Origin of the sequence: Shigella sp. FC1544 (assembly GCF_001722145.1) — a bacterium.
GTDB classification, from domain to species: Bacteria; Pseudomonadota; Gammaproteobacteria; order Enterobacterales; family Enterobacteriaceae; genus Escherichia; species Escherichia coli.
Genome location: NZ_MECT01000566.1, coordinates 1 through 19,003, shown reverse-complemented (window position 1 = coordinate 19,003; position 19,003 = coordinate 1). Strand labels below are relative to the sequence as shown.

Annotated in this window: 22 protein-coding genes and 2 pseudogenes; 9 read left to right on the top strand and 15 right to left on the bottom strand. The window is 47.9% G+C overall.

Annotated features, from left to right (window positions below):
• The coding region (locus tag BGK49_RS21905) for an IS1 family transposase (protein ID WP_000363925.1) at window positions 1-256 on the top strand (256 nt) is incomplete at its 5' end.
• A 110-nt stretch (window positions 257-366) separates the two neighbouring features.
• Here the strand turns inward: BGK49_RS21905 and BGK49_RS21900 are convergent.
• Window positions 367-663, bottom strand: a complete 297-nt coding sequence (locus BGK49_RS21900) for a hypothetical protein (protein WP_001211517.1) — start codon at window positions 661-663, stop codon at window positions 367-369.
• A 283-nt stretch (window positions 664-946) separates the two neighbouring features.
• On the opposite strand from BGK49_RS21900, the pseudogene oppA reads away from it, so the two are divergent.
• The 5 genes and pseudogenes from oppA to oppF all read left to right on the top strand — a co-directional run bounded on the left by oppA (window position 947) and on the right by oppF (window position 6,532).
• A pseudogene (gene oppA / locus BGK49_RS21895) lies at window positions 947-2,577 on the top strand (oligopeptide ABC transporter substrate-binding protein OppA).
• An 85-nt stretch (window positions 2,578-2,662) separates the two neighbouring features.
• A complete protein-coding gene (gene oppB, locus BGK49_RS21890; protein WP_000911111.1) occupies window positions 2,663-3,583 on the top strand; it encodes an oligopeptide ABC transporter permease OppB in 921 nt (306 codons plus the stop codon).
• Window positions 3,584-3,597: 14 nt separating this feature from the next.
• Window positions 3,598-4,506, top strand: coding sequence for an oligopeptide ABC transporter permease OppC (oppC, locus tag BGK49_RS21885; RefSeq protein WP_000979650.1), 909 nt, complete (start codon window positions 3,598-3,600; stop codon window positions 4,504-4,506).
• A gap of 11 nt (window positions 4,507-4,517) precedes the next feature.
• A complete protein-coding gene (gene oppD, locus BGK49_RS21880) occupies window positions 4,518-5,531 on the top strand; it encodes a murein tripeptide/oligopeptide ABC transporter ATP-binding protein OppD (RefSeq protein WP_000110967.1) in 1,014 nt (337 codons plus the stop codon).
• Window positions 5,528-6,532 (top strand): murein tripeptide/oligopeptide ABC transporter ATP-binding protein OppF, encoded by a 1,005-nt coding sequence (oppF, locus tag BGK49_RS21875; protein ID WP_000994889.1) that lies wholly within the window; start codon window positions 5,528-5,530, stop codon window positions 6,530-6,532. The genes oppD and oppF overlap by 4 nt, the downstream gene beginning before the upstream one ends.
• A gap of 52 nt (window positions 6,533-6,584) precedes the next feature.
• On the opposite strand, the gene BGK49_RS21870 is transcribed toward oppF, so the two are convergent.
• Both BGK49_RS21870 and cls read right to left on the bottom strand, forming a co-directional pair.
• Window positions 6,585-6,914, bottom strand: coding sequence for an HI1450 family dsDNA-mimic protein (locus BGK49_RS21870; RefSeq protein ID WP_000366959.1), 330 nt, complete (start codon window positions 6,912-6,914; stop codon window positions 6,585-6,587).
• Window positions 6,915-6,948: 34 nt separating this feature from the next.
• Entirely contained in the window at window positions 6,949-8,409 is a 1,461-nt protein-coding gene (gene cls / locus BGK49_RS21865; protein ID WP_000214508.1) for a cardiolipin synthase, read from the bottom strand.
• Window positions 8,410-8,551: 142 nt separating this feature from the next.
• On the opposite strand from cls, the gene BGK49_RS29940 reads away from it, so the two are divergent.
• Window positions 8,552-8,725 (top strand): YciY family protein, encoded by a 174-nt coding sequence (locus BGK49_RS29940; RefSeq protein WP_001309467.1) that lies wholly within the window; start codon window positions 8,552-8,554, stop codon window positions 8,723-8,725.
• A gap of 54 nt (window positions 8,726-8,779) precedes the next feature.
• On the opposite strand, the gene kch is transcribed toward BGK49_RS29940, so the two are convergent.
• Together kch and BGK49_RS21850 are read right to left on the bottom strand one after the other, a co-directional pair.
• Window positions 8,780-10,033, bottom strand: a complete 1,254-nt coding sequence (gene kch, locus BGK49_RS21855; RefSeq protein WP_005031395.1) for a voltage-gated potassium channel protein — start codon at window positions 10,031-10,033, stop codon at window positions 8,780-8,782.
• 299 nt (window positions 10,034-10,332) lie between these two features.
• Window positions 10,333-10,629 (bottom strand): YciI family protein, encoded by a 297-nt coding sequence (locus BGK49_RS21850; protein ID WP_000967595.1) that lies wholly within the window; start codon window positions 10,627-10,629, stop codon window positions 10,333-10,335.
• Between the two features lie 214 nt (window positions 10,630-10,843).
• On the opposite strand from BGK49_RS21850, the gene tonB reads away from it, so the two are divergent.
• Complete coding sequence (tonB, locus tag BGK49_RS21845) at window positions 10,844-11,572, top strand: TonB system transport protein TonB (RefSeq protein WP_162281807.1); 729 nt, start codon at window positions 10,844-10,846, stop codon at window positions 11,570-11,572.
• Between the two features lie 39 nt (window positions 11,573-11,611).
• Here tonB and yciA read toward each other — a convergent pair whose 3' ends face one another.
• The 4 genes and pseudogenes from yciA to BGK49_RS28485 form a co-directional block, all read right to left on the bottom strand.
• Window positions 11,612-12,010, bottom strand: coding sequence for an acyl-CoA thioester hydrolase YciA (gene yciA, locus BGK49_RS21840; protein WP_000108160.1), 399 nt, complete (start codon window positions 12,008-12,010; stop codon window positions 11,612-11,614).
• Between the two features lie 104 nt (window positions 12,011-12,114).
• Complete coding sequence (locus tag BGK49_RS21835) at window positions 12,115-12,654, bottom strand: septation protein A (RefSeq protein WP_000808667.1); 540 nt, start codon at window positions 12,652-12,654, stop codon at window positions 12,115-12,117.
• Between the two features lie 29 nt (window positions 12,655-12,683).
• A complete protein-coding gene (locus BGK49_RS21830) occupies window positions 12,684-13,427 on the bottom strand; it encodes a YciC family protein (protein ID WP_000028541.1) in 744 nt (247 codons plus the stop codon).
• A 27-nt stretch (window positions 13,428-13,454) separates the two neighbouring features.
• A pseudogene (locus BGK49_RS28485) lies at window positions 13,455-13,544 on the bottom strand (YkgJ family cysteine cluster protein); the annotation flags it as partial.
• A 239-nt stretch (window positions 13,545-13,783) separates the two neighbouring features.
• Here BGK49_RS28485 and ompW point away from each other — a divergent pair.
• A complete protein-coding gene (ompW, locus tag BGK49_RS21825; protein ID WP_000737224.1) occupies window positions 13,784-14,422 on the top strand; it encodes an outer membrane protein OmpW in 639 nt (212 codons plus the stop codon).
• 45 nt (window positions 14,423-14,467) lie between these two features.
• On the opposite strand, the gene BGK49_RS21820 is transcribed toward ompW, so the two are convergent.
• From BGK49_RS21820 to BGK49_RS28480, 6 genes are all read right to left on the bottom strand, one after another.
• On the bottom strand, window positions 14,468-15,598 hold the full coding sequence (locus BGK49_RS21820) for a phage integrase Arm DNA-binding domain-containing protein (RefSeq protein WP_000113688.1): 1,131 nt from the start codon (window positions 15,596-15,598) through the stop codon (window positions 14,468-14,470).
• On the bottom strand, window positions 15,576-15,824 hold the full coding sequence (locus BGK49_RS21815) for an excisionase (RefSeq protein ID WP_000113189.1): 249 nt from the start codon (window positions 15,822-15,824) through the stop codon (window positions 15,576-15,578). The genes BGK49_RS21820 and BGK49_RS21815 overlap by 23 nt, the downstream gene beginning before the upstream one ends.
• Before the next feature lie 64 nt (window positions 15,825-15,888).
• Window positions 15,889-18,363 carry a 3'-5' exonuclease gene (locus BGK49_RS21810; RefSeq protein ID WP_000048473.1) on the bottom strand — a complete coding sequence of 825 codons (2,475 nt, stop codon included), beginning with the start codon at window positions 18,361-18,363 and terminating at the stop codon, window positions 15,889-15,891.
• Between the two features lie 95 nt (window positions 18,364-18,458).
• Window positions 18,459-18,647 carry a DUF1482 family protein gene (locus tag BGK49_RS21805; RefSeq protein ID WP_000199480.1) on the bottom strand — a complete coding sequence of 63 codons (189 nt, stop codon included), beginning with the start codon at window positions 18,645-18,647 and terminating at the stop codon, window positions 18,459-18,461.
• Entirely contained in the window at window positions 18,644-18,802 is a 159-nt protein-coding gene (gene dicB / locus BGK49_RS21800) for a cell division inhibition protein DicB (protein WP_032335657.1), read from the bottom strand. Before dicB ends, BGK49_RS21805 begins: the two co-directional genes overlap by 4 nt.
• 9 nt (window positions 18,803-18,811) lie before the next feature.
• Window positions 18,812-19,003: IS1 family transposase (locus BGK49_RS28480; protein WP_000718190.1), on the bottom strand; the 192-nt coding region annotated here is incomplete at its 5' end.

The following is a 19,003-nucleotide window of genomic DNA, read 5'->3' as shown; positions in this document are numbered from 1 at the left end:
GGAGCGTCTTCTGAGCCTGCTGTCGGCCTTTGAGGTCGTGGTATGGATGACGGATGGCTGGCCGCTGTATGAATCACGCCTGAAGGGAAAGCTGCACGTTATCAGCAAGCGTTACACTCAGCGCATTGAGCGACATAATCTGAATCTGAGACAACATCTGGCAAGGCTGGGACGGAAGTCACTGTCGTTCTCAAAATCGGTGGAGCTGCATGACAAGGTCATCGGGCATTATCTGAACATAAAACACTATCAGTAAGTTGGAGTCATTACCCCCGCGCAGTTATCAAAAGCAAAAGGAATAGGTAAAAATATTCTTCTCAAATTACAGTTAGTTATAAGGATTTTCTTAACTGCTTCTCCTCACCATCATGTTATTTTCGCCACATCATAATCCTGGGCTTGCTGAAGAATAATTGAAATGATATTAGTAATTCCACTGCCTTTGGTAGAGGAAAGTGCTAAATAATAATCAATTGTTAAATTATTGTGCATTTCAATACTGAAACTGTAATCAGAAAAGATAGACATGCTTAGCCAATCTCTATTTGATTGAATTGAAAGATGTTTGTTAAGGCATGGATGCAAGCTATAGATTCTGATACGGTCAATAAAAGAGAATTGCTTAACAATTTTGCAAAATGTATTGGCGAGTAAGAACCGCATTTGGTACTTTCCGGGCAACCGCCAGACGATTCTTTATTGGTAATGAGAATAATTAACAATTAAAGAGCGTCGCGAAAGAATAATGTGTCTCGACAGGGGAGACACAGTACGAATCGACATAAGGTGATCGTCTGAATCACCAGAATAAATAAAGTCGGTGATAGCAATCCGTAACGATAAAGTAACCTGACAGCAGAAAGTCTCCGAGCCTGTGCAGGGTCCCAATCCGGGATTACACATGCTGGTTAATACCAGTAATTATAATGAGGGAGTCCAAAAAACAATGACCAACATCACCAAGAGAAGTTTAGTAGCAGCTGGCGTTCTGGCTGCGCTAATGGCAGGGAATGTCGCGCTGGCAGCTGATGTACCCGCAGGCGTCACACTGGCGGAAAAACAAACGCTGGTACGTAACAATGGTTCAGAAGTTCAGTCATTAGATCCGCACAAAATTGAAGGTGTTCCGGAGTCTAATATCAGCCGAGACCTGTTTGAAGGCTTACTGGTCAGCGATCTTGACGGTCATCCGGCACCTGGCGTCGCTGAATCCTGGGATAATAAAGACGCGAAAGTCTGGACCTTCCATTTGCGTAAAGATGCGAAATGGTCTGATGGTACGCCAGTCACAGCACAAGACTTTGTGTATAGCTGGCAACGTTCTGTTGATCCGAACACTGCTTCTCCGTATGCCAGTTATCTGCAATATGGGCATATCGCCGGTATTGATGAAATTCTTGAAGGGAAAAAACCGATTACCGATCTCGGCGTGAAAGCTATTGATGATCACACATTAGAAGTCACCTTAAGTGAACCCGTTCCGTACTTCTATAAATTACTTGTTCACCCATCAACTTCACCGGTGCCAAAAGCCGCTATCGAGAAATTCGGCGAAAAATGGACCCAGCCTGGTAATATCGTCACCAACGGTGCCTATACCTTAAAAGATTGGGTCGTAAACGAACGAATCGTTCTTGAACGCAGCCCGACCTACTGGAACAACGCGAAAACCGTTATTAACCAGGTAACCTATTTGCCTATTGCTTCTGAAGTTACCGATGTCAACCGCTACCGTAGTGGTGAAATCGACATGACTTATAACAACATGCCGATCGAATTGTTCCAGAAGCTGAAAAAAGAGATCCCGGACGAAGTTCACGTTGATCCATACCTGTGCACTTACTATTACGAAATTAACAACCAGAAACCGCCATTCAACGATGTGCGTGTGCGTACCGCACTGAAACTAGGTATGGACCGCGATATCATTGTTAATAAAGTGAAAGCGCAGGGCGACATGCCCGCCTATGGTTACACTCCACCGTATACTGATGGCGCAAAATTGACTCAGCCGGAATGGTTTGGCTGGAGCCAGGAAAAACGTAACGAAGAAGCGAAAAAACTGCTGGCTGAAGCGGGTTATACCGCAGACAAACCGTTGACCATCAACCTGTTGTATAACACCTCCGATCTGCATAAAAAGCTGGCGATTGCTGCCTCTTCATTGTGGAAGAAAAACATTGGTGTAAACGTCAAACTGGTTAACCAGGAGTGGAAAACGTTCCTCGACACCCGTCACCAGGGTACTTTTGATGTGGCCCGTGCAGGCTGGTGTGCTGACTACAACGAACCAACTTCCTTCCTGAACACCATGCTTTCGAACAGCTCGATGAATACCGCGCATTATAAGAGCCCGGCCTTTGACAGCATTATGGCGGAAACGCTGAAAGTGACTGACGAGCGCAGCGCACAGCTCTGTACACTAAAGCAGAACAACAGCTGGATAAGGATTCGGCCATTGTTCCTGTTTATTACTACGTGAATGCGCGTCTGGTGAAACCGTGGGTTGGTGGCTATACCGGCAAAGATCCGCTGGATAATACCTATACCCGGAATATGTACATTGTGAAGCACTAATGGCAATACGTGGGGCAGGAGTGTCCTGCTCCACGGTGTCTGATTTTTATCGCATTACAGAAGGCACAGGCCAGAAGGTAGGGCAATGTTAAAATTTATTCTACGTCGCTGTCTGGAAGCGATTCCGACGCTATTTATTCTTATTACTATTTCGTTCTTTATGATGCGCCTCGCGCCGGGAAGCCCTTTTACCGGCGAACGTACTTTACCGCCAGAAGTGATGGCCAATATCGAAGCGAAATATCATCTTAATGATCCGATCATGACACAGTATTTCAGCTACCTGAAACAACTGGCGCACGGTGATTTCGGTCCATCGTTTAAATATAAAGATTATTCGGTCAATGACTTGGTTGCATCCAGTTTTCCCGTTTCTGCCAAACTGGGAGCCGCAGCATTTTTCCTTGCGGTAATACTGGGTGTTAGTGCTGGCGTTATTGCCGCATTAAAACAAAACACCAAATGGGACTATACCGTGATGGGGCTGGCAATGACCGGGGTTGTTATCCCCAGTTTTGTGGTTGCACCATTATTAGTCATGATATTTGCGATCATTTTGCATTGGCTGCCGGGCGGTGGCTGGAATGGTGGGGCGCTTAAATTCATGATATTGCCGATGGTGGCGTTGTCACTCGCTTATATCGCCAGTATTGCGCGTATTACCCGTGGCTCTATGATTGAAGTATTACACTCCAATTTTATTCGTACTGCCCGGGCGAAAGGGTTACCTATACGGCGGATCATTTTACGTCACGCATTAAAACCTGCTCTGTTACCCGTGCTCTCTTATATGGGCCCCGCATTTGTCGGCATTATTACCGGTTCTATGGTTATCGAAACCATTTATGGTTTGCCGGGGATTGGACAACTGTTCGTTAATGGCGCATTGAACCGTGACTATTCCTTAGTGTTAAGCCTGACCATCCTGGTTGGTGCTTTAACCATTTTGTTTAATGCCATTGTCGATGTGCTATATGCGGTTATCGACCCGAAAATCCGTTACTGATACTGGAGCTCGCGATGATGTTAAGTAAGAAAAACAGCGAGACGCTGGAAAATTTCAGTGAAAAGCTGGAGGTCGAAGGGCGCAGCTTGTGGCAGGACGCACGTCGACGTTTTATTCATAACCGTGCGGCGGTTGCCAGTCTGATGGTGCTGGTGCTGATCGCGTTATTTGTAATCCTGGCACCGATGCTTTCCCAGTTTGCCTATGACGATACTGACTGGGCGATGATGTCCAGCACCCCGGATATGGAGTCCGGTCACTACTTTGGTACTGACTCATCCGGTCGCGACCTGCTTGTGCGCGTTGCGATTGGTGGGCGTATCTCACTCATGGTCGGTGTTGCTGCGGCACTGGTGGCTGTGGTCGTCGGGACACTTTATGGTTCGCTTTCCGGTTATCTGGGCGGTAAAGTGGATTCGGTAATGATGCGTCTACTGGAAATCCTCAACTCCTTCCCATTCATGTTCTTCGTCATTTTGCTGGTGACCTTTTTCGGTCAAAACATCCTGCTGATTTTCGTGGCGATAGGCATGGTTTCCTGGCTGGATATGGCTCGTATTGTGCGTGGGCAAACCCTGAGTCTGAAGCGCAAAGAGTTTATTGAGGCGGCACAAGTTGGCGGTGTATCGACATCGGGCATTGTTATTAGCCACATTGTGCCGAATGTACTCGGTGTGGTGGTGGTCTACGCATCACTTCTGGTGCCCAGCATGATCCTCTTTGAATCTTTCCTTAGCTTCCTGGGGTTGGGTACGCAAGAGCCGTTAAGCAGCTGGGGTGCATTGCTGAGTGATGGCGCGAACTCGATGGAAGTCTCTCCATGGTTATTGTTGTTCCCAGCGGGATTCCTCGTGGTGACGCTGTTTTGTTTCAACTTTATCGGCGATGGCTTGCGTGATGCCCTCGACCCGAAAGATCGTTAAGGAGTGCAGCCATGAGCGTAATTGAAACTGCAACTGTGCCGCTCGCACAACAACAGGCTGGCGCACTGCTGAACGTGAAAGATTTGCGTGTCACCTTTAGTACCCCGGACGGCGACGTCACGGCGGTCAATGATTTGAATTTTTCCCTACGTGCCGGAGAAACGCTGGGTATTGTAGGTGAGTCTGGTTCGGGTAAATCGCAAACTGCATTTGCGTTGATGGGCCTGTTGGCTGCCAACGGACGTATTGGCGGATCGGCAACCTTCAATGGGCGTGAAATCCTCAATTTGCCAGAGCATGAACTCAATAAACTGCGCGCTGAACAAATCTCAATGATTTTTCAGGACCCAATGACTTCGTTGAATCCCTATATGCGCGTCGGTGAGCAGTTGATGGAAGTGCTGATGCTGCATAAGAACATGAGCAAAGCTGAGGCGTTTGAAGAGTCGGTGCGGATGCTCGATGCGGTAAAAATGCCGGAAGCACGTAAACGCATGAAAATGTACCCGCACGAGTTTTCTGGTGGCATGCGTCAGCGAGTTATGATTGCGATGGCATTGCTATGTCGACCTAAGCTGCTGATTGCGGATGAACCCACTACAGCGCTGGACGTCACCGTACAGGCGCAGATCATGACGCTATTAAATGAACTGAAACGGGAATTTAATACCGCCATCATTATGATTACCCACGATCTTGGCGTGGTGGCGGGGATCTGTGACAAAGTGCTGGTAATGTACGCCGGGCGCACGATGGAATATGGCAACGCACGCGATGTCTTTTATCAACCCGTTCATCCTTATTCTATCGGTTTGCTCAACGCGGTGCCGCGTCTCGATGCGGAAGGTGAAACAATGTTGACCATCCCGGGTAATCCGCCAAACCTGCTGCGATTACCGAAAGGTTGCCCGTTCCAGCCACGTTGTCCGCATGCGATGGAAATTTGTAGTAGCGCACCGCCGCTGGAAGAGTTTACGCCTGGCCATCTGTGTGCTTGCTTTAAACCGGTGGAGGAACTGTTATGAATGCTGTAACCGAAGGAAGAAAAGTCCTCCTTGAAATCGCCGATCTGAAAGTGCACTTTGAAATCAAAGATGGCAAACAGTGGTTCTGGCAACCGCCGAAAACGCTCAAAGCCGTCGATGGTGTCACGCTTCGCCTGTATGAAGGGGAAACATTAGGTGTGGTAGGGGAATCGGGATGCGGTAAGTCCACCTTTGCTCGCGCCATCATTGGCCTGGTTAAAGCGACCGACGGTCATGTTGCCTGGTTAGGTAAAGAGTTGCTGGGCATTAAGCCCGATGAATGGCGTGCCGTTCGCAGTGATATTCAGATGATTTTCCAGGATCCGTTGGCATCGCTAAACCCGCGCATGACCATCGGCGAGATCATCGCTGAACCACTGCGTACTTATCATCCGAAAATGTCACGTCAGGAAGTTCGCGAGCGCGTGAAGGCGATGATGCTGAAAGTCGGGTTATTGCCTAACCTGATTAACCGCTATCCGCATGAGTTCTCCGGTGGGCAGTGCCAGCGTATCGGGATTGCTCGTGCTCTTATTCTTGAACCGAAGCTGATTATCTGTGATGAGCCGGTGTCGGCGCTGGACGTGTCAATTCAGGCGCAGGTGGTCAACCTGCTCCAGCAGCTGCAACGTGAGATGGGATTGTCATTAATTTTTATTGCTCATGACCTGGCCGTGGTAAAACACATTTCCGATCGTGTGTTGGTGATGTATCTCGGCCATGCGGTAGAACTGGGGACCTATGATGAGGTCTACCACAATCCACTACATCCTTACACCAGGGCATTGATGTCGGCAGTCCCCATACCTGATCCGGATCTGGAGAAGAACAAAACCATCCAGTTACTGGAAGGGGAATTACCGTCGCCGATCAACCCGCCTTCCGGTTGTGTTTTCCGTACCCGTTGCCCGATTGCCGGTCCGGAGTGCGCCAAAACACGTCCTGTGCTGGAAGGGAGTTTCAGACACGCCGTTTCTTGCCTGAAAGTCGATCCGCTTTAAACACAATAAGGGCTGACAGTTGTCAGCCCTTATTCACGCCGAAAGCGATTATTTATTCCCGCCAGATGATATGGCAAAGTTTGTGATCTTTTTCGCGGCATAACAGAATGCGGGCGAAAACATCGTTGATTTCACCATCCTCACTGTCCGCCAGACCAATCACCACTTCGGCAAAAAAGTCCGGGTTCAAATCGAAATCAACATGTTCCTGCCAGTCTTCCGCCGGATCGAATAACTCCGCGCCGCCGCGCTCTTCAAACTGAAGATTGAACAGCAGAACATCAGCTGGGTCGAGATTGTCGGCAGCCAGTTCGAGAAAAATATCGTAGGCCTGCTCAAGCGTTTCATCTTCAGTCAGGCGATTGTTTAGATCCATATCCATAGTCACTACCTGTTTAACCTCTGTTGGCGACGTTTTACAGCAACGGGCTGAAGAAGTAAAACAGTCGCTCGGCGACACGTTGCCATAATGGACGTTTTAGCCATAAACGGGCATCGAGCAGACGTGAACGCGAAATATAATCGTCCTGAACGGCGGCAAGGTCTGCACCAAAACCTTTATCGTCGATTGCCAGGGTAATCTCGAAATTCAGCCACAGACTACGCATATCAAGGTTAACGGTGCCAACCAGACTTAGTTCGCCATCGACCAGCACGCTCTTGGTATGCAGTAACCCGCCTTCAAACTGATAAATTTTAACCCCAGCAGCAAGAAGTTCCGTAAAGAATGCGCGACTGGCCCAGCCGACCAGCATCGAGTCATTTTTTCGCGGAAGGATAATACTGACATCCACCCCGCGCTGTGCCGCCGTGCAAATCGCATGAAGTAAATCATCGCTTGGCACAAAGTAGGGCGTGGTCATGATCAAATATTCACGCGCCGAATAAGCCGCAGTCAATAATGCCTGGTGAATGAGATCTTCCGGAAAGCCGGGGCCAGAAGCAATTGTGTGAATGGTGTGACCGCTGGCCTGTTCAAACGGCATAATATTGACATCTGGTGGTGGCGGCAGAATACGTTTTCCGGTTTCAATCTCCCAGTCGCAGGAATAAATAATCCCCATCGCGGTGGCGATGGGGCCTTCCATACGCGCCATCAGATCAATCCATTGCCCTACGCCCGCATCTTGTTTGAAGTAGCGAGGATCGACCATATTCATGCTGCCGGTGTACGCGATGTAATTATCGATCATGATCATCTTGCGATGTTGGCGCAGGTCCATACGGCGTAAAAACACACGCATCAGATTGACCTTTAAGGCTTCGACCACTTCAATACCGGCATTACGCATTAGCTCGGGCCACGGGCTGCGGAAAAAAGCCACACTCCCGGCGGAGTCGAGCATCAATCGGCAATGAATGCCGCGTCGCGCAGCGGCCATTAATGATTCAGCCACCTGGTCCGCCATGCCGCCGGGCTGCCAGATATAAAACACAATCTCAATATTATGGCGCGCGAGCTGGATGTCGCGGATTAACGCCTGCATCACATCATCTGACTCGGTCATCAGTTGTAGCTGATTCCCTTTGACCCCAGCGATCCCCTGACGACGCTCGCAAAGCTTGAATAATGGCGCAGCGACACTGCTATTTTCTTCGGCGAAGATATGCTTACAGGCTTTAAGGTCGTTAAGCCATTTTGCGGTGGAAGGCCACATCGCTCTGGCGCGCTCAGCGCGGCGTTTGCCTAAATGGAGCTCGCCAACGGCAAGATAGGCAATAATTCCGACTAACGGCAGAATGTAAATAATCAACAGCCAGGCCATCGCGGAGGGAACTGCGCGTCGTTTCATTAGAATGCGTAAAGTTACGCCTGCAATGAGCAACCAGTATCCCAGAATGGCCAACCAACTCACCAACGTATAAACGGTTGTCATAGATTAGAAATCCTTTTGAAAGCGCATTGTTATGAGTTTACGCATATGGATTCATCTGGCAAATAAAAACGCGGGAAAAGCACTGGTCAGCGTCGGGGGCGGGGGTATAATGACCATTCTGTTATTGCATAGAGTAGTTAACATGAAGCGGAGTAGAACGGAAGTGGGGCGCTGGCGCATGCAGCGTCAGGCTAGCCGACGTAAATCGCGTTGGCTTGAGGGGCAATCGCGCCGAAATATGCGTATCCACAGCATCAGGAAGTGCATTCTAAACAAACAGCGTAACTCGTTATTGTTTGCGATCTACAATATCTAAATGTACTGGGCACCATTGCGGTGCCCAATAAGTTTACTCCTCCATCTTTAAACTCTATTTTTGCGCCGATTCTTTACTGTCAGCTTTCGTTTCTTGTTCATCGTTATCGCTGAAAATGCCATGACCGGAGTTCAACAACATTGAAACGAGCATATCATTATTAATCTCTTCACCATTTAAAACTCGCGCCAGAATTTCGCTGCCAAACAGTTGCGGTGAGAGAATGATATCCGGATGTACCATCTTAATCTTATTCAGGTTTTTGCTATCACTGACGGCGAGAACTGTTTTGACATCACTGCTCATATCTTTTGCCGAGAGTACAACAAACGCGTTATCTGCATCGTTATCACTCAGCGCCAGAATGGCCAGGCAACGATCGATTCCCGCTTTCTTTAATACTGAACTGTCATTACTGTCACCGGGGATAACATCAGCGTTATCGCCTAAGCGTTGCTCAAGTTGCTTGATATCATCTTCAGGCAAGTTGCTGATAACCGTTACGTTTTGTCCGCGTTGATTCAGTTGCAGAATCGTATTGATGGCGAGAATCGAATGTCCGCAAACAATAAAATGATCTTTACGATGCATTGTATGATTGTTTCCTTTTACAAGTTTGTTGAATCCCCCGCGGATAAGCGGACCAAAAATTGAGGTCATAGATGTGGCAAAAACGGTAATACCGGAAATAATGACCGAAATAGTGAACAATCGTGCTGATTCAGAAACAGGGACAATATCGCCATAGCCGACGGTTGACATGGTTTCTATCGAAAAATAGAACGCGGTCATCAAACTTTCTATTCGCGGATTAAAACCTTCGCTTAAATAAAGCGCACCGTAGGTTGAGTAAAACAGTAATGTCGTGAAACTAATAAATGCAAAAATTGTCCCGGCTGCGGCGCTACTGTGGGAGAAGTCTTTGCGCAGTATCAGCAAAAACACCAGCGTAAAAATGCAAAATCCAATACTAAATTTCAACCAGGGATAAAAATGCAGGGTATAAATTAGCGCTATCAACAACAAAATGATACTGATTGCCCATGCGAGCTTTGCCCGGAACAGTAAGCCAATGGAGTTCAGGACAAGAAAGACGCCGAGCATAAATAGTGGGGCGTTTGCCAGCAAGGAGAGATCCAACTCTGAAAATGCTTTGATATGGAAAATATCTAGCAAATTGACCGACATACCATAGATTGTTTTAAAAATAAGCAATCCATTTAAAAAGACGGCCAGCGCGAGAATGTCGTGCCGTAGGGTCACCCATAAATTTGTTGCTGTTTGTTTGAATGTAGCCCAGTGACTCACTGATACCTCTGTAACCACAATTTTGTTTAATTATCTTAGCGTGCACATTTTCTGAACATACATGCAGCGCGTGAATGTGTTAAACAATAGTAGATGACTTTATCCGCAGTAATCAAAGGTTTTGAGCGAGCAACTGTACCTCAGGAAAGGTCATTTTTCCTGAATATGCTCACATCATATAAAGAAATACAGATAAAGTTATTATCTGCTTGTGGTGGTGAATGCACTGACCGGCTATAAGGAAAGGCCAAACAAGAACACGGTTGCAAAAACCGTGCCCTTAAATATTGAATCTCTATTCAGAACACTTTCTTAAATGGTTTCACTGAAACGTGTTCATAGACTCCTGCCGCTACGTACGGGTCAGCATCGGCCCAGGCCTGAGCTGCTTCCAGCGATTCAAATTCAGCAATAACGGTTGAGCCAGTAAATCCCGCAGCCCCTGGATCGTTACTGTCTACCGCTGGCATTGGACCAGCTGTCAACAAACGACCTTCATCATGCAGTAACTGTAAACGTGCTAAATGTGCCGGACGAACGGAAAGGCGTTTTTCGAGGCTATCAGCTTTGTCTTGAGCGTAAATAACATACAACACGGGCACAACTCCTTGTTCGGGAAAGTTGTAAAGTACGTTATTTGAAAGGGCGAAGATCTGCAACGGAAAGATGATGTCTTTGTTAAGACCATGCATAACGTAAGGTTAATTACGGTAAAAATGACATTTTCACTGATCCTGATCGTCTTGCCTTATTGAATATGATTGCTATTTGCATTTAAAATCGAGGCTTGGTTTTTCTACTGAAATGATTATGACCTCAATGACCCTTGATTTACCTCGCCGCTTCCCCTGGCCGACGTTACTTTCGGTCTGCATTCATGGTGCTGTTGTGGCGGGTCTGCTCTATACCTCGGTACATCAGGTTATTGAACTACCTGCGCCTGCGCAGCCAATTTCTGTCACGATGGTTGCGCCTGCTGATCTCGAACCGCCACAAGCCGTTCAGCCGCCACCGGAGCCGGTGGTAGAGCCAGAACCGGAACCTGAGCCGATCCCCGAACCGCCAAAAGAAGCACCGGTGGTCATTGAAAAGCCGAAGCCGAAACCTAAGCCAAAACCGAAGCCGGTGAAAAAGGTACAGGAGCAGCCAAAACGCGATGTCAAACCCGTAGAGTCGCGTCCGGCATCACCGTTTGAAAATACGGCACCGGCACGCCTGACATCAAGTACAGCAACGGCTGCAACCAGCAAGCCGGTTACCAGTGTGGCTTCAGGACCACGCGCATTAAGCCGTAATCAGCCGCAGTATCCGGCACGAGCACAGGCATTGCGCATTGAAGGGCAGGTTAAAGTTAAATTTGACGTCACGCCGGATGGTCGCGTGGATAACGTACAAATCCTCTCAGCCAAGCCTGCGAACATGTTTGAGCGTGAGGTGAAAAATGCGATGCGCAGATGGCGTTATGAGCCGGGTAAGCCAGGCAGTGGGATTGTGGTGAATATCCTGTTTAAAATTAACGGCACCACCGAAATTCAGTAAGCAGAAAGTCAAAAGCCTCCGACCGGAGGCTTTTGACTATTACTCAACAGGTAAGGCGCGAGGTTTTCCTTCAGGATCAACCGCGACATACTTAAATAATGCTTCTGTCGCTTTATAGCGTTGCCCGATTGGTTCAGACGCTACTTTTTTCACCCACACTTCAATATTAATGCTGACCGATGTCGTCCCTTTCTGGACACAGCGTGCATAGCAGCACACCACATCGCCGACCGCAACCGGCCGTAAGAAAGTCATTCCTTCAACCCGCACGGTCACTACGCGACCGTGGGCAATTTCTTTCGCCAGAATAGCGCCGCCAATATCCATTTGTGACATTAACCAACCACCAAAGATGTCACCATTGGCATTGGTATCGGCGGGCATGGCTAAAGTACGTAAAACAAGATCGCCCTGAGGGACGTTATGTGTTGTAGACATGGTAAAACCGACTTAAAAGGAAAATCACAGGCGCGATGCTACTATGATTTTCCTGAGGAGAACAGAGGAGATACAGCGCCAGCCCCGAAGGACTGGCAGTCTGGTTAGGATTTATCTTCCTGCGGCATGTGGCGGTAGATATAGATACCGCTTAACAATGTGAAGATTAAGGTAAGGGCGGTCAGTCCAAAGACTTTAAAGTTGACCCAAATATTTTGCGGCAGCCAGAATGCGATGTAGATGTTTGCCAGACCGCAAAGGATAAAGAAAACAGCCCAGGCCAGATTCAGCTTCGACCATACCGGTTGCGGCAGCGTGAGTTCTTTACCCAGCATCCGCTGAATTAGCGGCTTTTTCATCACCCATTGGCTGACTAACAGGGCTCCCGCAAACAGAGCATAAATGACTGTAACCTTCCATTTAATAAACTCATCATTGTGGAAGAACAGCGTCAAGCCACCGAAGACGACCACCAGAACAAAAGTGATCAGGGCCATCTTCTCAACCTTACGAAAGCGAACCCAGCTATAGATAAGCACAATCGCCGTGGCGACGATCAGCGCCGCAGTAGCCGCATAGATGTCATAAATCTTGTAAAACGCGAAAAAGACAACCAGCGGTAAAAAATCAAGAAACTGCTTCATTTTACGATTCCGTAATCAAATGCTTAAGGTTATTGGCGAATCAACATATACAGACGGAACAGATAGATGAGCAATACGGCTGAAATCAGGTTGCTCAAGGTGTTCGCCAGTACGGCACCAATTTCCGGGGTTAATGCGGCAAAAGAAGAGGCAAAAAGCAGCAACAGTGTTTTTGCCAGCAACCAGCTCAGTACTGCGGGTGCCACCAGACGCATATTCGCCCAAGTCAGCCGCATACTGCTACGCATCGAGGCAAAAATGCCCATTTTGTCCTGTACCAGCATCACCGGTGCCAGGGCCAGTAAAATGGCCATGATAATTCCCGGAACGACCACTAGCATGATGCCAATCTGTACTAAAAGGGTAGTCAGAAAAATCAGAATAAATAACTTTGGCAATATCGGCGCACTGGCACCAATAGCTCGCAGCGCACTGACTCTCTGACCCGCAGACACCAGCTGGATAATTAATATTACGCCTCCGGCGAGAATGGCGTTACCGATTAATCCTGAAAAAGTGGACGCCGCTGAAGCCTGCAGCAAAATTTGTTGCTGTTCCGGTGACATATTCTGAACCAGGTCGAACAACCCACTACTGCCGCTAACGGGCACGCCGTCATTGAGCTGCGCAAGCTGTGCATCACTGGGTGAGAAAACATGCCCTAACACCACTGTGATAAACGCACATAGCAACGATACCAACAGAATGGTCATAAATTGATTACGGAAGAAATTTCCGGTGTCACGGTATACGGACTGCGCCGTGATAGACATGCACTCTCCTTGAGTTTTATGCAGGTGTTAATTAGCGGGCAATTGTACCCTGGTTAAGCCTCGGGTGGCAGCATCAGGTCTTGTATGGAAAAGCATATCTTTGTAAAGCGGAGGTAATTGCTGGCCTTCAGGCGTGGGCAAACCGCGGCAAGTGGCGATCGAGTTAATATTTGCGTAGCGAAAATATTTAAAAATTGATTTAAATCACGTTAACCAGGATTCTCAATGCAACTTCTAAATTAATCCAGATCAATAAAGGGTGAATTATCATATGTAATGTGATCTATGTAGGATCATTTGTTACTCCAATGTAGGTATATTCGTCACGTTTTTATAACCATAACGACGGAGCGGATATGAAAAAGTTAACAGTGGCGGCTTTGGCAGTAACAACTCTTCTCTCTGGCAGTGCCTTTGCGCATGAAGCAGGCGAATTTTTTATGCGTGCAGGTTCTGCAACCGTACGTCCAACAGAAGGTGCTGGTGGTACGTTAGGAAGTCTGGGTGGATTCAGCGTGACCAATAACACTCAACTGGGCTTGACGTTTACTTATATGGCGACCGACAACATTGGTGTGGAATTACTGGCAGCGACGCCGTTCCGCCATAAAATCGGCACCCGGGCGACCGGCGATATTGCAACCGTTCACCATCTGCCGCCAACACTGATGGCGCAGTGGTATTTTGGTGATGCCAGCAGCAAATTCCGTCCTTACGTTGGGGCAGGTATTAACTACACCACCTTCTTTGATAATGGATTTAACGATCATGGCAAAGAGGCAGGGCTTTCCGATCTCAGTCTGAAAGATTCCTGGGGAGCTGCCGGGCAGGTGGGGGTTGATTATCTGATTAACCGTGACTGGTTGGTTAACATGTCAGTGTGGTACATGGATATCGATACCACGGCTAAGTACAAATCTGGTGTTACTACCGTAAAAGACTCGGTACGACTGGATCCGTGGGTGTTTATGTTCTCCGCAGGATATCGTTTTTAATTTTCTCTGCAAAACCTCTGCAAAACCCCTCTGCAAAACTGGTCATCAAATGACCAGTTTTTTCCATTCCTTACCGCGTGCGTCGTTGTAAATATCGGTCATTTTTTGATTCGAATGGCCTAGCAAAATTTTGGTATCAACCCCCTGCTCTCTGAACAATCGCTCTGATAAAGATCTCTGCTCATGGAAAGAGGGAGGGGTGCCATTAGCACGCCAGTTGTAATCCACAGAATCCCGGGCTTTTTTAAATGCAACGGTTAATGTTGCTGGCTTAACCATCCCGCCGCGCTTAGCTGTCCCTTTCGCGTGATGGTGGTGCAATAGCCACGGACTAAGAACGCAATCGCGGCAGGATGACACCACATCATCCAGGGTGAGATTTAATTTATCGCAACGCAGAGCCAGAGGGATGGCAATCCGGGTTCCTGTTTTTTGCTGTTCGACATGAAGATAACCATCCCGGATATCCGAAAATTGCATTTTGCAAATATCTGAAAGGCGCTGGCCTGTCATCAGTGCCAGCAGCATACCGCGCTGTAAAAAGTAACCATCCTTTTCCGCTGCGTTATAAATCATCATCCACTCATCAAAAGTCAGTCGCTGTCTTGATATCCGCACCTGCGGTTTTTTTGCCGATTCTGCAGGGTTAAAGCCTGGCGGGACATCGCCCGTTTGCTGAGCTTCCCGGAAAACATCGATCAGTACTTTCCTGAAAATTTGTCCCATTCTGTTATGTCCTCTGGCCTTGTACTCTTCCAGTACTGATACCACATCTTTTACGGTTATGACATCTAACGGTCTGGTGCCAAAACGTTCATCAAATACCCTGAGAGGGGCCGCTTTCTGTTTCAGCGTGTTGAGTTTGATCTCGCCGTTTTCATATCTTTCCTGTTGAATTTTTCTGTAATTATTCAGAAAAATGGTAACGGTTGATGAACCGCCGGTATCACTAATAATTTTCTCCTGCAGACTGCGCATTTGTTCCATTTGCTGCCGGGCAAGACGGCTGTTCGCTTCTGCTGCAATAGTTTCTGCCAGTTTCTGGTCAATACTGCCGAGACCGTGATTTTTGCCTGTTATGGGATGCCTGTAACGCCAGTAAACTTTGTTATTTCTTTTATCAAAATACGGAGATAATCCCGGAACATCGGTTTTATATTTTCGCGGGCGCGCCATCTTCCAGTATCCTCTTCAAAGCAGGGTGATCTGTGGCGATCACCTCCGGCTTGTTTACCATTCCGACAAAGCGAGCTTGCGGATCCACTCGCCAGCGTCTTCCAACTTTTTTGGGGAGAGGAAATATCATTCCGGCTTTAGCGTATTTACTTAACGTACTCGGAGTTGGGACCGGTTCACTGAATTCCTCTTTTGCCCACTCAGTGAGCAGAATAAGTCTTGCCATGAGCGTCGTTCGCTAATCATGGTCGCCGCCACTATAGCTGGTGGGCAACGACCGGGGTTGAACATTAAAAATCAGCCTGATTCGGGATCAGTTTTTGCCAGATAACTGAAACGTATTTTGCCTGGTAACGGGCGTCATCAAGTGCATTATGGCGCTCACCTTCGAATGGAATAGCCGTTCTGGCATCGAAGTCTATGGCTTTCCCCAGCTCAACGATTGTGCGTACATCGCGATCGTTGTAGTAACGCCACGGGCAGGGGATCCCCTGCCGTTCGTATGAACGGCGCAAAATCGTGTTGTCGAAGTTGGCTCCATTTCCCCAGACCTGAACAAAAAATTCACCGGAGTTTTCGTCGATAAATTCCCGCAATTGTAACAGTGCATCATCTAACGGGATTTCATCGGTCATAATGGCAGATTGCGCTTCGCGTGATTGCTTAAGCCACCATTTAATGGTGTCCCGATCAATGACCCCGCCAGCAGTTTCCAGATCGATAGTCTTACTAAATTCCGGTCCCATATCTCCGGTTTGCGGATCGAAAAATATTGCACCTATTGAGATGATCGGGGCATCAGGATTTTTTCCCATGGTTTCAAGGTCGATCATTAGATGGTCACACGTCCTGCTGGTGGATGTGATTTCTTGATGACCGTTCACCTTAATTGAGTGATCTGCCGTCTCGCCAGTTTCATTATCGCTATCGTGATGCTGATTGCCGTCAGTGTTCTCCTTGTGTGGATGTTCAGCGCCTTCCATTTCCTCCGGATCATCTTCCTGAACTTCAACCTGATACTCTTCATCGAATGTTTCCTGGTATGTTGCGTCGCCCATCACCGCGCCACAATCAGGGCAGTTGCCGCCGCCGGTCTGACCGCAGGCGGTGCAGACTTTTTCCACTTCCTGTTGCGCCACTGGTTCAGGCTGTTTCGTTTCTGGCTCGTTTTGTAACGCATTTGGGCTGTTTTGTTCCGCTTTCTGGCCGTTCTGTTCCGTTTCTTGCTGGTTCTGATTCACTGAATCGCGGGTTTCAATCCCCTTCACCCATTTCGGATCATTCGGGTCGCTAATCCCTGCAACAAATTCACCACGTGATACAGCAAGCAAATTATTGGCGTCAGGCTGGCTGATATTGGCTGCCTGCATAATTTTGTTTACTTCGTCAGCGGTAACTTTTACCGGCTCTGGTTGTGCGATCGTGTCAGATGCACCAGTATTTTGTTGTGAACCTGAGTACGTGCCGTTTTTACGTGCGAAGTATTCCTCTTTTGTGATTTCCGTAGCTCCCAGGGCCAGTGCTTTTTCCAGACCAGAAAGTTTGTTTGCGCGACCGTATTTTTCGCCGTCCTTATCGGTGAAAAGGAAGTAGAACGGTCCCTCACGCTCTACAGATGGTTCGTCTTCCACTTCGCATTCGGTTTTTTCGTTGTCCGGCATTGCCGTTTCCACTGCATCAGTTTCTGGTACTGGTGACGGGAGAGTACCAGCTGTGCCCTGATTTGTTCCTTCGTCATCTTCAAACACGCCCTTGGTAGTCAGGTATTCAGTGATGTATTTGTTCAGTGCTACGGGATCTTTGTGAATGTCGATCGGACGCTCACGGACAAGGCCAAAAATAGTCTGACGGTCGTAGCGAACGGCATCGGGTTGTTTGCGCATTGATGCGGAAATGCGCTTCCAGTCTTCGCGATCTTTGTCGATAACTTCATTTTTTGCCCAGCGATGGATGCTGCCGTCAATGTTTCCGGTATCAATATCGCCAGGCCAGAGAGCGTAGGCCAGTTCTTCATCCAGCGTTTTCCATGTCTGCTTGTATTCGCGACAAATGGCGGCAGTGACTGGGTTGATTTTTCCTGCTGAGTTTTCAGTGTTCTGTTGATTGACTCTGGCGCTGGCGAGATCAACAACAGACGTGTATTTTCCAGTCTCTTTGCGCTCTGCGTCCTGCCGTTTTTTCCAGTTACGTAATTCAGCCTGAATTTCGGGCCATTTGGCACCCGGATTACATTTGTGTTTAACCCATCCGATAGCGAACAGTTTGCGTTCCGGATACATAGCGTTAATTTCAGGCGTTTTCATCAGTGCTTCAACGATATGCCCGTCAAAGGTAGCAACGTCTTCCTGCAGTAATTCCTGCGCGTCAATCGCCATATCAACGGTGATGTTTTCACATGTACCGAACTTAACCAGGACCGCGTTCTGTACTTCAAGGGACAGCTTGTCAAAATTGACGTTCATCGGATCGGATTCTGGTTCGACCGGAATAAAGGAAGCGGATTCCTCATCCCAGCGGTTTTCCTGCATATATTCAGCATCCCAGGAATCGAGGGCAGGGCGGGGTATACCGGGTTTATCCTCGCAGACAAGAAATTTATAAGCGCAGTCCTGAGCAGCCGGATAATGTTCCAGGAATTGCCAGTGAAATTTTGCGCGGGCGCGACGTTCATCACCGGCTTCAATGGCAGTGGCTACAGCGACGGCACCTTCTTCCTTTATTGCCTGTTCGTCCGGAATGGCGGCGCAAATAAAGACTTTACTCATTTTGTTTTAACCTCATTACAGATTTCAGGGTGAACGAATCCCTGCCATTGCTGGCATTTTTAATCCGTTGGTATGGCGTTAATATGGCTGGCGGGTTATCCAGCCGGTATTTCGTTATTCAGGTTCAGCGATACTTTTTTTAACGGGAGGCATTCACCGGGGATTTTTTGTTCGTCCCTTACCTGAATGCAGGATGACTTACTGTCATAAATTCCGGTAATCACATTTTGTGGCTCACCCGTTATAAGAAAAACGGTCATCACCAGTGCAAATGCTGAAGTCACTGCTGTTCTCCGATAATACCAAGTTCAAGAAGGGCAATTCTGGAAAGTATGGAATTATCATTGAGAAGATAAGGTTCATATTTTCTCATCTTAATGGCATCTTCCGTAAACTCCCGGTTACTGAGCAGAACACCAATATCAAAACAACCGGTAATGACTCCAACTTATTGATAGTGTTTTATGTTCAGATAATGCCCGATGACTTTGTCATGCAGCTCCACCGATTTTGAGAACGACAGCGACTTCCGTCCCAGCCGTGCCAGGTGCTGCCTCAGATTCAGGTTATGCCGCTCAATTCGCTGCGTATATCGCTTGCTGATTACGTGCAGCTTTCCCTTCAGGCGGGATTCATACAG